Below are 13,124 nucleotides of genomic sequence, written 5' to 3'. Positions count from 1 at the left end.
AAGGCCGCCGCGGAGGGGTTTCGGCCATTCGCGAGCGAGCTCGCTCCTACGGGGCTGGGTGGGTCGCGGAACTTGTGTCATCAACCGGCCCGCTCTTGTAGGAGCGATCTTGGTCGCGAAGGCCGCCGCGGCGGGGTTTCGGCCATTCGCGAGCAAGCTCGAGAGGATCATTTGATGGCAACGATCCGGGCGGTTGTTGGGGTGGTGGCCTGGTCTGTCGCGGCGATGGGGACATCTCCCAGGCGCTCGACGTCGTCTTCGCCCAGGTAGCTGCCCGACTGCACCTCGATCAATTCGAGGGGTATCTTGCCGGGGTTGCTCAGGCAGTGTACCTCCGCCTCGGGGATGTAGGTCGACTGGTTCTCCGACAGTAGAAAAGTCGTCTCGCCACAGGTGACCTGCGCGGTGCCCGAGACCACGATCCAGTGCTCGGCGCGATGATGGTGGCGTTGCAACGACAGGCTTGCACCTGGCTTGAGAGTGAGATGCTTGACCTGATGCCGCTCGCCTCGGTCTAGCGAGTCGCAGGATCCCCAGGGTCGAAACACCCGAGGGAGAGTCTCGACCTCCCCGCGTTGCTCACTATCCAGCTCGTTGACCAGATGGCGGACATCCTGGAGGCGGTCCTTGTGGGCGATCATCACCGCGTCGCGGGTTTCCACCACCACCAGGTCTTCCAGACCCAGCAGAGTGACAAGCTTGGAACTGGCATGCACCAGGCAGTCGCGGCTGTCGTCGACCACCACGTCGCCCAGCAGCAGATTGCCATGCTCGTCCTTGTCCTGCTCGCTCCAGAGCGCCGACCAGCTGCCCGCATCGCTCCAGCCCGCGTCCAGCGGAATCAGGCAGGCGCTGCGGGTACTCTCCATCAGCGCGTGATCGATCGACCTGTCCGGACAGGCGGAATAGGTACTGGCGGCGATTCGCAGCGTGGTCTCGCTGAGGCTGCAGCCCTCGAAGGCGCGGATACAGCTTTCATGGATCGCCGGGGACTGAACTCTCAACTCGTCCAGGTAGCGGCTGGCGCGGAACATGAAGATGCCGCTGTTCCAGTAATAGTCGCCGCAGTCGACAAAGGCCTGCGCTGTCACCATGTCTGGCTTCTCGACGAAGTGCTCGACTCGCTGCATGCCATTGCAGAGAAATTCGTCCCTGCAACGGATGTAGCCGAAGCCTGGCTCGGCCTGTTCGGCAGGAATGCCGAAGAGCACCAGCTCGCCCGCTTCGGCGGCGGGCCGGGCCAGCTCCAGGGTGTTTCGCAGGGCGGTGGAGTTCTGGATGACATGGTCGGCAGGCGAGACAACGAGAATTTCGTCGCGCCCTTCGGCGAGCAGCTTGAGCGCGACCATCGCCACTGCCGGCGCGGTGTTGCGAGCGAAGGGCTCGAGAACCAGCAGCTGCGCACCTGCGTCAATGGCACAGAGCTGTTCATGGATCATGAAGCGGTGCTGCTGATTGCACAGGATCACCGGCGCTTCCATGCCGTCACAAGCCAGGCGCATGACCGTTTGCTGGAACAGGGTGTGCGAGCCCATCAACTTGAGGAAGGGTTTGGGGTGCTGCTTGCGCGAGAGTGGCCAGAGGCGCGAGCCGCTACCTCCGGATAGAATCACAGGAATCATCTCGTCTCTCCTCGTCTCGATCGACTTCGCCAGGAATGAGGCCTGTCGCCAGGCCGCTCCAATCGCTTCGGCTTGCGCCGCAGAGTGACACCTTCCGTGATGACTGCATGATTGCTTCTGCTGGAGCCGGCACTCCGCCGGACGCTAGGTTTCCTGGTCCCTGGCTTGCAGCGTTGCGCTGCATGCGCTGAGGTAATCCGCGCTCACCTCGAGCTGAAATCCCTGTCCGAGTCGTTTCCCTGAACTCTTTTCGAGAATCGGCAGCAGGGTCGCCAGAATCCGTTCACGCGACCGATTGCTGCGTACCAATAACCTGTGCATGCCTTCCTTTGCCCGCAAGGCTTCACCGATCCGTCGGTAGAGCCGCTCCATGTTGGTAGCATCCTGCTCGCCACCGTCCTCGGCAGCCCCATCCATGAAAGTGAGCTCCGTCTCCCGCACGGCTGTCAGCAAATCCGTCGTCCTGCTGAGCAGCCCCGTCTGCCGTCCGTGTTCCAACAGCACTTCCAGGCCCGGTTCCGGCGAGCATTCGCCGAAACAGTCAAGCCAGTCCGCCCGATAGGATCCGGTGTCAATCCCTATGACCCGGTGCCCGCGATGGGACAGGCAACCTGCGAAGATTGCGCTCCTGTAGTCCATGCCAAGGATGCTGATGCGCATGTAGGCCTCCGATACCCGTAGCCACTACGATCCGATCCGCTGGCATCCCTTATCGCGGTCAGGATTCGACGATCCTTACAGCAATCATTCGAGCAAGCTTGATGCCATTCCCGGGCTCGTCATCAGGACCTATTCCGAATCAGCGGGTTAGCTACCAGCCGCGTCGAAGAAGGTGTCTTTTCACCCGGTCAGACGGCACCAATCTAGAGCGGGATGATTGCGGCTGGATGAATTTCGGGCATGCCCGGAGCCTCCCTGCCCAGTCGCGGCAAATCTTTTCTCAAGAATCCCCTGATCAGGCCGCTTAACTATTGCCATTGCTGTTAGGCTCCTCGGCGGACCCACGGTCATATCAAAGTGATATCTCATGCGAAAGAATCTCCCCGTTACCCAGCGTGAATATGCCTTTCCGAATCAGCAGCGGCTGATTTCCGCCACGGACCTTAAAGGCCAGATCACCTACTGCAACGACGTCTTTGCAGAGGTCAGCGGATATTCGCGTGATGAGTTGATCCGTGCGCCGCACAACCTGATTCGCCACCCGGACGTGCCGCCTGCAGTGTTCGCCCATATGTGGACGACGCTCCAGCAGGGCAAGCCCTGGATGGGCATCGTCAAGAATCGCCGTCGCAACGGCGACCACTATTGGGTCAACGCCTACGTCACGCCAGCGCTGGATGCGAACCGGCGGATCGTGGGCTATGAGTCGGTACGCACCAAGCCGACCGCCGAACAGGTCACCCGGGCCGAAGCGCTGTACGCACGCATAAACGCTGGCAAGAGCGCCATTCCCGGGCGTGATCGCTGGATGCCGATGGCGCTCAAGTGGCTGCCCTTCATCGTGATGAGCCAGGCGGCCTTCCTGCTGGGCATGGTGCTCGACGGATATTGGGGCTTTCTGCTGGTGGCCCTGCTGTCGGTCCCGCTGGGTCTCGCCGGGCTGCACTGGCAGAACCGAGGCACACGCCGCCTGCTGCGCATCGCCGAGCAGACCACTTCCGACCCGCTGATCGCCACCATGTACACCGACGCCCGGGGCGTCGAGGCGCAGCTCGAGATGGCCATGATCAGCCAGCAGCTTCATCTGCAGACCTGCCTGACCCGCCTGCAGGACAGCGCCCGCCAGCTGCACGCCCAGGCGAGCGAGGCCGACTCCCTGGCCCACCGTTGCTCGCGCAGCCTGGCGCAGCAACGCCAGGAAACCGATCAGGTCGCCGCGGCGGTGAACGAGATGGCCGCCACCACCCAGGAGATGGCACATAACGTAGGCACCGCGGCGGCGGCGACACACGAGGCCAGTCAGTTGACCGAACAGGGTCGGCAGGTTGCAGCAGAAACCCGCAACGTGATCCAGAAGCTTTCCGCATCGGTCGTCGAGACCGGCGAGGTGGTGGCCAAACTGGCCCGCGACAGTGACGAGATCGGCAGCGTGGTGGATGTCATCAAGGGCATCGCCGACCAGACCAACCTGCTGGCGCTGAATGCCGCGATCGAAGCGGCACGCGCTGGTGAAAGCGGGCGCGGTTTCGCTGTGGTGGCTGACGAAGTTCGTCAGCTGGCCAAGCGTACCGGCGAATCCACCGGACAGATCCACAGCCTGATCGAGAAGCTTCAGCAGCAGGCCCGGGGCGCGGTGAATGCCACCGAGCAGGGCCGCAAGCATGTCGAGAAAGGTGTCGAGCAGGTCGCGCTCACCGACGAGGCGCTCCTGGGCATCAGCAACGCCATGGACAGCATCAGCGACATGACCACCCAGATCGCTTCGGCCACCGAGGAGCAGAGCGCCGTGGCCGAGGAGATCAGCCGCAACGTCGGGACCATCGCTCAGTTGGCCGAGGAAAACAGCAGTTCTGCCGAAAGCACCGCGCTACTGAGCGAAGGTCTGGCATCCACTGCAGAAGCCCAGCACGCCCTCGTCGAGCGCTTCAACCGCTGACCTCACCGCCTTTTCCCTCGCCCGCCCGGCCAGTGCTCATTGCTCTGCCGGGGTGTCCACCTTCTGCTGGAACAACTGGCTCCCACAGCGACCGCAGAACGCCGAACCGGGCTCGTGAGAGGGTTTGCGGCAGGAGGGGCACTCATGCACCAGGGTGTCGGCTCGCATGGCGTTGGCGAGCTCGGCGGTGAAAATACCCGTCGGCACCGCGATGATCGAATAACCTGTGATCATCACCACCGTCGCCAATGCCTGGCCGAGCGGTGTACTTGGCACGATGTCGCCAAAGCCGACCGTGGTCAGGGTCACCACGGCCCAGTAGATGCTCTTCGGGATGCTGCTGAACCCATGTGGCGGGCCCTCGATCACGTACATCAAGGTCCCGTAGATCACGATAAGGGTGCTGACCGACAGCAGGAAGACGATGATCTTCTGCCTGCTACCGCGCAAGGCGACGAGCAGAAAGTTCGCCTGGCTGAGGTAGGGGGTGAGCTTGAGCACCCGGAACACCCTCAACAGCCGGATGATGCGGATCACCAGCAGGTACTGGGCGTCGGCGAAGATCAGCGCCAGGAAGGCCGGCAGGATCGACAGCAGGTCGATCACCCCGTAGAAGCTCCACACGTACTTGCGCGGCTCGGGGTGGCTGTAGATCCGCAGCAGATACTCGATGGCGAAGATGGTGGTGAAGCCCCACTCCAGCGCCCTCAACAGGGTGCCGTAATGAAGGTTGATCGCCGCGACGCTATCGAGCATCACCACGACCAGACTCGCCGTCACCACTACCAGCAGCCAGGTGTCGAAGAGTTTCCCCGCCGGAGTGTTGGTGAAGAAGATGATGATGTAGAGGCGCTCGCGCCAGTTCGGTAGATCCATCAGAAATCCATTCAGGTCATTCAGGGTCCGAAGCGACCTTCTGGGGCGTATTCAGGCACTCCGGCTTCCGCCGCGCCCGAGTTCTCCCCTTGCCGTTCACGTCTGCCTGGCGAACCGCCCCGTGGGTGGGTTGTCACAGCTTGCGATTCAAGCCGCAGCGCACCGCTCGCCTGGCAGGAAGGGAGACCGGCATGCCACTACTGAAACTGCTGCACCTGGCATCGCTTATCTGCTGGTGCGGCATCCTAGTCTATCTGCCGGCGATGATCGCCGCAGGTACTCGCCGTAATGATCAATTGTTCTTTCGCGACCACTCCCATCTGACGCGCATGGTGTTCACCCTGGTGGGCACGCCGGCGGCCCTGGTCGCCATTGGCTCGGGAACCGCGATCATCCTCCGCGACGGCGTGGTGGCAGGCTGGCTGGTGATGAAGCTGACCGCGGTGGTCGGCATGACGATCAGCCACGCGCTCTGCGGGGTCCTGCTGCTGCGCGTCGAGCGCTATCCCGAACGCAGCGTGAGGATGCCCTGCTTCGCCGTCGGCACCACCATCCCGCTGCTCATCATCCTGACGCTCTGGCTTGTCCTGGCCAAGCCGTTCTGAACACGAGGAAGCTGCCCCGCTCATGTCTGACCCGACCGCTCTCAGCCTCTCTTCAGTTGCTCAAGTCGACACCCACGGCGTGCTCGTAGACCAGGCGACCGCCCAGGTAGGCAGCGACGGAAATCAGCAGCGCGGTGAGTACCGACAGGTAGAGGCCCCAGAAGAACTCGGTTTCGGCCGGCCCCAGGCCGACCACGCGCAACATCCAGTTGAGCGAGGCCAGCGAGAGCATCATCACCGCGAGGATCGCATGGCACCAGGCGGTCACTTTCTGTCGGATCTTGCTGACCCACAGCAGGTCCACCAGCCCGAAGACGCTGGCGGTGATGCCGCCCACCGCGCCAACGCCAAGCAGCCAGACACTGGCGCGACTCCAGAATTCGTCCACTGTCCAGAGGTAGGCCAGATCGGTGAAAACCACCGCAACCAGGGCCGCGACGGGAAAGTGGATCAGCATCGGATGCAGGGGATGGCCCTTGATCGCTGCTTTGCTGTGTATGGACTCGCGAGGGGTACAGTCAGCCATCCGGGACTCCAGGGTGAGGATGTAATCAGGAAGTCGGCGGTGCGGGCAGGAGGTACCGACATGATCAAATGGACCATTCTGGCGCTGGCAGTTCCTTTGCTCGCCGCCTGCAGTGGACCGCAGTCGATCCTCGACCCGGCCGGCCCCGCGGCCCGCCAGGTCGCCACTGTCTGGTGGTTCATGTTCGGCGTGGCCAGCGTCGTCTGGGTCGGGGTGAGCCTGCTTTGGATCTATGCGTTGGCCCGCAAGCCGCGTCATACCTCGGCCAAGCAAGCCCGCGCCATCAATCGCCGCTGGGTCATCAGTGGCGGCATCGTGTTGCCGACGGTGAGCATCATCCTGCTGCTGCTGTTCGGCGTCCCCACCGGGCGCAGCATGATCCCGCTCCCGGTCGAAGGGCAGGATCCTCTGGTGATCGAGGTCACCGGCCATCAGTGGTGGTGGGAAGTGCACTATCCCGAGAGCGGAGTCACCACGGCGAACCAGTTCATTGTCCCCGTCGGGCGTCCGCTGGACGTACACCTGACGAGCGCGGATGTCATCCACTCGTTCTGGGTGCCGCGCCTGGGCGGCAAGCGCGACATGGTTCCCGGCCGCATCCACGAGATTCGCCTCGAAGCCTCCCATGCTGGCGTGTTTCGCGGCCAGTGCTCGGAATTCTGCGGCGCGCAGCACACCCGGATGATCCTGCATGTCGAAGCGCTGGAGCCCGAGGGTTTCGACACCTGGTTGAGCGAACGCCAGAGCTTCGCCTCGCCAGCTCTGCCCCCCGGCGCAGCGGGTGAGGAGTTTCGCGATACCTGCGGCCAGTGCCACCGCGTCGCCGGCATAACCGAGGGCGCTCGTGCGCCCGACCTTACCGATCTGGCCAGCCGGCCCACGCTGGGCGCCGGCACGCTGGAGAACGACAGCGAAGGCCTGCGTCGCTGGCTGCGTGAACACCAGGACATCAAGGCGGGTAATGCAATGCCGGCCCATGACGACATCGACGACGACATTCTCGAACAGATTGCCGCCTGGCTGGAGACACTCGCTCCATGAGTAACAAGCCGACCACCGACCCGGATCAGTTGCAGGACCAGTTCAACGAAGTGTGGGGCAACCCGCGCGGCTGGAAGGCGCTGACCATCGTCAACCACTCCACCATTGGCTTGCGCTTTCTGGTGACGGGGGGAATCTTCTTCCTCTTCGGTGGATTACTGGCGATGCTGATCCGCACTCAGCTGGCGATTCCCGGTTACGAGCTGATGTCGCCGGACATCTACAACCAGGTCTTCACCATGCACGGCACGGTGATGATGTTCCTGTTCGCCGTGCCGATGATGGAAGGCCTGGCGATCTACCTGATCCCGAAGATGATCGGCGCCCGCGACCTGGTATTCCCCAGGCTCTCGGCACTGGGCTACTTCTGCTACCTGTTCGGCGGGCTGATCCTGATCTCCAGCATCTTCTTCGAGATCGCCCCCAAGGCCGGCTGGTTCATGTACACCCCGCTATCCAGCGCCGGGCACATGCCGGGGGTAAACAACGATTTCTGGCTGCTGGGCATCACTTTCATCGAGATTTCCGCAGTAAGCGCCGGGGTCGAACTGGTGGTGTCGATCCTGCGCACTCGCACCCGCGGCATGGCGCTGGACAAGATGCCCCTGTACGCCTGGTACATCCTGGTGATGGCCATGATGATCGTGGTGGGCTTCCCGCCGCTGATCCTCGGCAGCATCCTGCTGGAACTCGAGCGTGCCGCCGGGATGCCGTTCTTCGACACGGCGCTGGGCGGTGACCCGATCTTCTGGCAGCACCTGTTCTGGCTGTTCGGGCATCCTGAGGTGTACATCATCTTCCTGCCGGGTGCCGGCATCGTCTCGACGCTGCTTCCGGTGTTCTGCCAGCGGGCCATCGTCGGCTATCGCTGGATCGTGCTCGGGGTGCTGACCATCGGCTTTCTCAGCTTCGGGCTCTGGGTGCACCACATGTTCACGGTGGGGATTCCGCAGCTGGCGCTGGCGTTCTTTTCCGGCGCCAGCATGCTGGTGGCCATTCCCACCGGGGTGCAGATCTTTGCCTGGCTGGCAACCCTTTGGCTGGGCCGGCCCATCTTCCATGTGCCGATGCTCTGGCTGGTGGGCTTTCTGGTGGTCTTCGTCGGCGGCGGCCTGACCGGCGTCATGGTGGCTCTGGTACCGTTCGACTGGCAGGTACACGACACCCACTTCGTCGTCGCCCACATGCACTACGTCCTGGTCGGAGGCATGGTGTTTCCGCTGATGGCCGGGCTGTATTACTGGCTGCCGCACTTTTCCGGCCGCATGCCCTCGGTGACCCTCGGTCGCTGGGGCTTCTGGCTGGTGTTCATCGGCTTCAATACCACCTTCCTGATCATGCACTGGACAGGACTGATGGGCATGCCGCGGCGAGTCTACACCTACGACGAGGGGCTGGGCTGGCATCTGCCAAACCTGATTTCCTCCATCGGCAGCTTCATCATGGCGGTGGGGGTCGCCACCATCCTGCTGGATATCCTGCTGCACTTCCGCTTCGGCAAGCCCGCCACCAAGAACCCCTGGAACGCCGACACCCTGGAATGGGCCACATCGTTGCCGCCGAGCGCCTATAACTTCGTCAGCCTGCCGGACATCACTCACCGACATCCGTTGTGGCACGATCCGGATCTGCCCGACAGCATCGCGCGCGGCGAGCACGCGCTGACCACCATCGACCATGGCCGGCGGGAAACCTGGGGTTCCGATCCGCTGACCGGCAAGGTGCGTGAGGTCATCCACCTGCCGAGCAACAGCTGGCTGCCCTTTATCGCCGCGTTGTTCCTGGCTGCGGTATGCCTGTCGCTGCTGGCGCAGTTCTACTGGGTCGCGCTAGGGGCCACCGTGCTGTCGGTGATCGTGCTGCTGCGCTGGTCATGGGAAAACGGCGTTCATCCCTCCGCAGCCCCTGATGCCCGCACCCATCCCGACGAACCTCCGCTGCATTCGCGTACCAACGACGGACCGGGTCTCTGGGGCATGGGCGTAACCTTGATCGCAGACGGTTCCATGTATCTGTCGTTGCTGTTCGGCTGGTTCTACATGTGGACCGTCTCACCGCAATGGTCGGTCCCGGAAGGCCTGGACCTGTCCGGGCAGACACTGCTGATCAGCGCCGTACTGGTCTCCTTTGGCGCGCTGGTGTTGCGCTGGGTGACCGGGCAGCTGCGCCACGGCAATGAACGAGGTTTGCTGTTCAAACTGGCACTGATCGCCCTGATCGGTGCGGTGCAGACCGGGACCCTGATCTGGCTGCTGGTGGACAGCAACCTGGCACCGACCGAAAGCGCCTACGGCGCGATGACCTTCTTCATGCTGATGTACGCGGCGGTTCACTGCGGACTCGCCACGATCACCACTGCGCTGCAGTCCTGGCGCGTGCACTTTGGCTATGTGGGCGTCCGGTCTCCTTACGAGGTCAGTGTTGTTCTCCAACTGTGGTTCTTCAATGTCGCCGTGTTGTGGATCAGCTACGCGGCGTGGATTCTCTTTCCAGGCACCTGGGGAGGCGCGTCGTGACCTATCCACGTACCTCCCCGTACCATCCGATACAGATCCCCATGGGATTGCTCATCTGGAGCCTTTGGTTCGTCATAATCTATGGTGGCTTCTCGGTGGCCTGCTCGGTGGCCCCGCCGGACCCGGAGTTGGGCATCCGCAACTGGCTGAACGCCAGTCTCGGTGTTCTCACGCTGCTCACAATGGCGCTTCTGCTGTGGCTGGCACGCCGCTTCTGGCGCCTCTCGCGCAAGCCCCACGAACTGACCGAACAACAGGTATTCGTCACCAAGCTGGCGGCTGGCATTCATATGATTGCCTTCCTGGCGGCCCTGTTCGTAGGTATCCCCCTGCTGCAGCTGCCACCATGCCTGTGATGCGTTCACTGCTGGCCTTGCCGCTGCTGGTGCTGGCCGAACCGGCGCTGGCCCACGGCCTGTTCGATGCGCACCTCATGGAGCGCCTGCCCTTGCTGATCACCGCAGCGATTCTCGGTAGCGCCTGGTTGCTCTACCTGATCGGAGCCCGGCGTGTGCCGCCGCGCCGTGCGGAAAGCGCCTGCTTCCACATCGCCATGCTGCTCGCGGTGTTTTCCATCTTCGGGCCGCTGGACGACTGGGCGGAGGTCAGCACCAGCCTGCACATGACCCAGCATATGCTGTTCATCATCGTCATCGCGCCGCTCTGGGCGCTTGCCCGGCCCCTTCCGCAGTGGCGCAGCGTCACCGGAGACATCGCCCGCCCGCTGTGGACCGCGATTCTGCGCAGTGGCCGCTACCCGACCGCCTTGGCGGTGCTGCATGGCGCGATCATCTGGATCTGGCACACCCCGCAGCTCTATATCCTGGCCCTGGAAAACCTCTGGTGGCACGCCTTCGAGCACGCCTGTTTCCTGTTCACCGCCTGGCTGTTCTGGTGGTCGGTCCTGCACGCCAATCCTCGACAGGTGCCCCAGGCGCTGATGGCGGTTCTCCTGACCATGATCCACACGGGGTTGCTGGGCGCGCTGCTCACATTCGGCACTACACCCTTCTATGGCGAATCCCGCGATCTCGCCGATCAACAACTGGCAGGTCTCATCATGTGGGTACCTGGTGGTGTGCTCTACCTCATCGGAGGAGGCTGGATCACATGGCGATGGCTTGCCCGCATGTGGCGCAGGCAGCAAACCGGCCAAAGGCCTGATACCCTTGGCGGTTCTCAAGGGCAGTGACCCTTGACCAGCTCAGTTTCAGGAAAGATAAGGTATAAAATCGATGGCGGATTCCCCTCAAGGCCGGAGTGCTACCACAGCCTCCACAATCGGACTCTTTGCCGGGCCGTTACTGCTCCTCTTGTGTATGCTCACCGACCCGCCGGTAGGTCTCTCCGACATCGCCTGGCGCACCGTCGGGCTGGCGGCGCTCATGGCGGTCTGGTGGGCCACCGAGGCGATTCCGATCCCGATCACCTCGCTGCTGCCGATCCTCCTGTTGCCCTTGCTCGGCATCAGCGACATGGCGAAGGCCACCGCGCCCTATGCCAACCCCACCATCTTCCTGTTCTTTGGCGGCTTCATGCTGGGCCTCGGCATGCAGCGCTGGAACCTGCACAAGCGCATCGCCCTGGTGACCCTGCAGGCGGTGGGCAGTCAACCCAGCCGACAGATTGCCGGTTTCATGATCGCCACCGCCTTCATCAGCATGTGGGTGAGCAACACCGCTACCAGCATCATGATGCTGCCGATCGGGTTGTCAGTGATCAGCCTGCTGGTTGCCAACAGCGACCCGAAGGACAGCGATCGCTTCGCCACCGCCCTGCTGCTCGGTATCGCCTACGCCGCCAGCGTCGGTGGCATCGCGACCCTTATCGGCACCCCGCCCAATGCCCTTCTGGCAGCCTTTCTGCGCGAGAACCATGACGTCCACATCGGCTTTGGCCAATGGATGCTGCTGGGCGTGCCCGTGGCCCTGGGTATGCTGACCTTCGTCTGGTGGTGGCTGACACGCGGCGGCTTCAAGCTGGCCGGCGGCGATAGCCAGCAACTGCTGCGCGATCAGCTCGATGAGCTGGGTCCCATGAGCACGGCGGAAAAACGTGTCGCCGCGGTGTTCGTGCTGGCCGCCCTGTCATGGATCTTCCAGCCGCTGCTGGCGGGTTTCATCCCCGGTGTCAACGACACCAGCATCGCCATCGCCGCGGCCATACTGCTGTTCCTGATCCCGGCAGACTGGAACAAACGGATCTTCCTCATGGACTGGCAGCAGGCGAACAAGATGCCCTGGGGAGTGTTGCTGCTGTTCGGCGGCGGCCTGTCGCTGGCCGGCGCCATCAGCTCGTCCGGACTGGCGGTGTGGATCGGCGAAGGCCTGCAGGGCTTCGGCGCGCTGCCGCTGATCCTGATGATCGGCCTGGTCACCCTGGTGATCACCTTTCTCACCGAAGTCACGTCCAACACCGCGACCGCGGCGGCCTTCCTGCCGCTGCTCGGTGCCGTCGCGGTGTCCCAGGGGCTGCCTCCGGAGATGCTGGCGATCCCGGCGGCCGTGGCGGCGAGCTGCGCCTTCATGATGCCGGTGGCCACGCCGCCCAACGCCATCGTGTTCGCCACAGGACAGGTGCGTATCCAGTCGATGATGCGCTCGGGGCTGGCGCTCAACCTGTTTGGCGTATTCTTCGTTACCCTGCTGTGCTACGCCCTGATCGGGGTGATCTGGGGTCATTGACGCAGCCTGCTCGCTTGCCCCGAGTGGCAAGCGAGCCCATAAAAAACCCGGCGCAGTGGCCGGGTTTTTTTCGTTCGGGCCGATCAGGCCTTGACGCGGGACTTGTACTCGCCAGTGCGGGTATCGATCTCGACGGAGTCGCCGATCTCGCAGAACGAGGACACCTGCAGCTCGGAGCCATTGGCCAGGCGCGCCGTCTTCATCACCTTGCCGGAGGTATCGCCGCGCACGGAAGGCTCGGTGTAGACGATCTCGCGAACGATGCTGGTCGGCAGTTCGACGGAAATCACGCGATCGTTGTAGAACACTGCTTCGCAGACGTCGGTCATGCCGTCTTCGATGAAGGCCATGATGCCTTCCAGATCGCTTTTCTCGATCTCGTACTGGTTGAACTCGGTGTCCATGAACACATACAGCGGATCGGCGAAGTAGGAATAGGTGACTTCCTTACGCTCCAGGATCACAGGCTCCAGCTTGTCGTCAGCCTTGTACACGGTCTCGGTCGCCGAACCATTGAGCAGGTTCTTCAGCTTCATCTTGACCACGGCACTGTTGCGGCCGGACTTGTTGAACTCGGCCTTCTGGATGACCCAAGGCTCGCCATTGATGATGGCCACCTGGCCGGCACGGAACTCTTGTGCGGTTTTCATACGGATAT

12 protein-coding genes are annotated in these 13,124 nt (G+C 63.0%); 7 read left to right on the top strand and 5 right to left on the bottom strand.

Translation table 11 applies throughout. The features are described from left to right. Window positions 1–167: 167 nt before the first annotated feature. Window positions 168–1,622 (bottom strand): mannose-1-phosphate guanylyltransferase/mannose-6-phosphate isomerase, encoded by a 1,455-nt coding sequence (locus ACFOMF_RS17925; RefSeq protein ID WP_386367444.1) that lies wholly within the window; start codon window positions 1,620–1,622, stop codon window positions 168–170. Window positions 1,623–1,766: 144 nt separating this feature from the next. Then, window positions 1,767–2,282 carry a hypothetical protein gene (locus ACFOMF_RS17920; protein ID WP_386367442.1) on the bottom strand — a complete coding sequence of 172 codons (516 nt, stop codon included), beginning with the start codon at window positions 2,280–2,282 and terminating at the stop codon, window positions 1,767–1,769. A 367-nt stretch (window positions 2,283–2,649) separates the two neighbouring features. Between ACFOMF_RS17920 and ACFOMF_RS17915 the strand changes: the two genes are divergently transcribed. Then, window positions 2,650–4,218: a methyl-accepting chemotaxis protein gene (locus ACFOMF_RS17915; RefSeq protein WP_386367440.1), complete on the top strand. Its 1,569-nt coding sequence runs from the start codon at window positions 2,650–2,652 to the stop codon at window positions 4,216–4,218. A gap of 36 nt (window positions 4,219–4,254) precedes the next feature. On the opposite strand, the gene ACFOMF_RS17910 is transcribed toward ACFOMF_RS17915, so the two are convergent. Further along, on the bottom strand, window positions 4,255–5,094 hold the full coding sequence (locus ACFOMF_RS17910; protein ID WP_386367438.1) for an ion transporter: 840 nt from the start codon (window positions 5,092–5,094) through the stop codon (window positions 4,255–4,257). Window positions 5,095–5,285: 191 nt separating this feature from the next. On the opposite strand from ACFOMF_RS17910, the gene ACFOMF_RS17905 reads away from it, so the two are divergent. Next, window positions 5,286–5,699, top strand: a complete 414-nt coding sequence (locus tag ACFOMF_RS17905) for a CopD family protein (protein ID WP_386367436.1) — start codon at window positions 5,286–5,288, stop codon at window positions 5,697–5,699. A 52-nt stretch (window positions 5,700–5,751) separates the two neighbouring features. Here the strand turns inward: ACFOMF_RS17905 and ACFOMF_RS17900 are convergent, their stop codons facing one another. After that, window positions 5,752–6,225 (bottom strand): DUF2231 domain-containing protein, encoded by a 474-nt coding sequence (locus ACFOMF_RS17900; RefSeq protein WP_386367434.1) that lies wholly within the window; start codon window positions 6,223–6,225, stop codon window positions 5,752–5,754. A 60-nt stretch (window positions 6,226–6,285) separates the two neighbouring features. On the opposite strand from ACFOMF_RS17900, the gene coxB reads away from it, so the two are divergent. Genes coxB through ACFOMF_RS17875 form a run of 5 tightly spaced genes read left to right on the top strand, consistent with a single transcriptional unit; the run spans window position 6,286 to window position 12,466 of the window. Beyond that, complete coding sequence (coxB, locus tag ACFOMF_RS17895) at window positions 6,286–7,266, top strand: cytochrome c oxidase subunit II (RefSeq protein WP_386367432.1); 981 nt, start codon at window positions 6,286–6,288, stop codon at window positions 7,264–7,266. Beyond that, entirely contained in the window at window positions 7,263–9,782 is a 2,520-nt protein-coding gene (gene ctaD, locus ACFOMF_RS17890; protein WP_386367430.1) for a cytochrome c oxidase subunit I, read from the top strand. Before coxB ends, ctaD begins: the two co-directional genes overlap by 4 nt. Continuing rightward, the gene (locus ACFOMF_RS17885; RefSeq protein ID WP_386367428.1) at window positions 9,779–10,138 is read left to right on the top strand and encodes a hypothetical protein; all 360 of its coding nucleotides are present in this window, start codon (window positions 9,779–9,781) and stop codon (window positions 10,136–10,138) included. Before ctaD ends, ACFOMF_RS17885 begins: the two co-directional genes overlap by 4 nt. Next, window positions 10,129–10,974 carry a cytochrome c oxidase assembly protein gene (locus tag ACFOMF_RS17880; RefSeq protein WP_386367426.1) on the top strand — a complete coding sequence of 282 codons (846 nt, stop codon included), beginning with the start codon at window positions 10,129–10,131 and terminating at the stop codon, window positions 10,972–10,974. Before ACFOMF_RS17885 ends, ACFOMF_RS17880 begins: the two co-directional genes overlap by 10 nt. A gap of 43 nt (window positions 10,975–11,017) precedes the next feature. After that, window positions 11,018–12,466, top strand: a complete 1,449-nt coding sequence (locus tag ACFOMF_RS17875) for an SLC13 family permease (RefSeq protein ID WP_386367424.1) — start codon at window positions 11,018–11,020, stop codon at window positions 12,464–12,466. Between the two features lie 83 nt (window positions 12,467–12,549). On the opposite strand, the gene efp is transcribed toward ACFOMF_RS17875, so the two are convergent. Beyond that, on the bottom strand, window positions 12,550–13,116 hold the full coding sequence (efp, locus tag ACFOMF_RS17870; protein ID WP_386367422.1) for an elongation factor P: 567 nt from the start codon (window positions 13,114–13,116) through the stop codon (window positions 12,550–12,552). Between the last annotated feature and the right edge of the window lie 8 nt (window positions 13,117–13,124).

Source organism: Stutzerimonas tarimensis, assembly GCF_042648805.1.
In the GTDB taxonomy this organism is placed as follows: Bacteria; Pseudomonadota; Gammaproteobacteria; order Pseudomonadales; family Pseudomonadaceae; genus Azomonas; species Azomonas tarimensis.
The sequence above is the reverse complement of the archived record's forward strand: the minus strand, read 5'-3'. Positions and strand labels throughout refer to the sequence as shown.

Coding starts and splice junctions, on each gene's coding strand:
- ACFOMF_RS17925 (WP_386367444.1), bottom strand. CDS start 1,622: ATGATTCCTGTGATTCTATCCGGAGGTAGCGGCTCGCGCCTCTGGCCA.
- ACFOMF_RS17920 (WP_386367442.1), bottom strand. CDS start 2,282: ATGCGCATCAGCATCCTTGGCATGGACTACAGGAGCGCAATCTTCGCA.
- ACFOMF_RS17915 (WP_386367440.1), top strand. CDS start 2,650: ATGCGAAAGAATCTCCCCGTTACCCAGCGTGAATATGCCTTTCCGAAT.
- ACFOMF_RS17910 (WP_386367438.1), bottom strand. CDS start 5,094: ATGGATCTACCGAACTGGCGCGAGCGCCTCTACATCATCATCTTCTTC.
- ACFOMF_RS17905 (WP_386367436.1), top strand. CDS start 5,286: ATGCCACTACTGAAACTGCTGCACCTGGCATCGCTTATCTGCTGGTGC.
- ACFOMF_RS17900 (WP_386367434.1), bottom strand. CDS start 6,225: ATGGCTGACTGTACCCCTCGCGAGTCCATACACAGCAAAGCAGCGATC.
- coxB (WP_386367432.1), top strand. CDS start 6,286: ATGATCAAATGGACCATTCTGGCGCTGGCAGTTCCTTTGCTCGCCGCC.
- ctaD (WP_386367430.1), top strand. CDS start 7,263: ATGAGTAACAAGCCGACCACCGACCCGGATCAGTTGCAGGACCAGTTC.
- ACFOMF_RS17880 (WP_386367426.1), top strand. CDS start 10,129: ATGCCTGTGATGCGTTCACTGCTGGCCTTGCCGCTGCTGGTGCTGGCC.
- ACFOMF_RS17875 (WP_386367424.1), top strand. CDS start 11,018: ATGGCGGATTCCCCTCAAGGCCGGAGTGCTACCACAGCCTCCACAATC.
- efp (WP_386367422.1), bottom strand. CDS start 13,116: ATGAAAACCGCACAAGAGTTCCGTGCCGGCCAGGTGGCCATCATCAAT.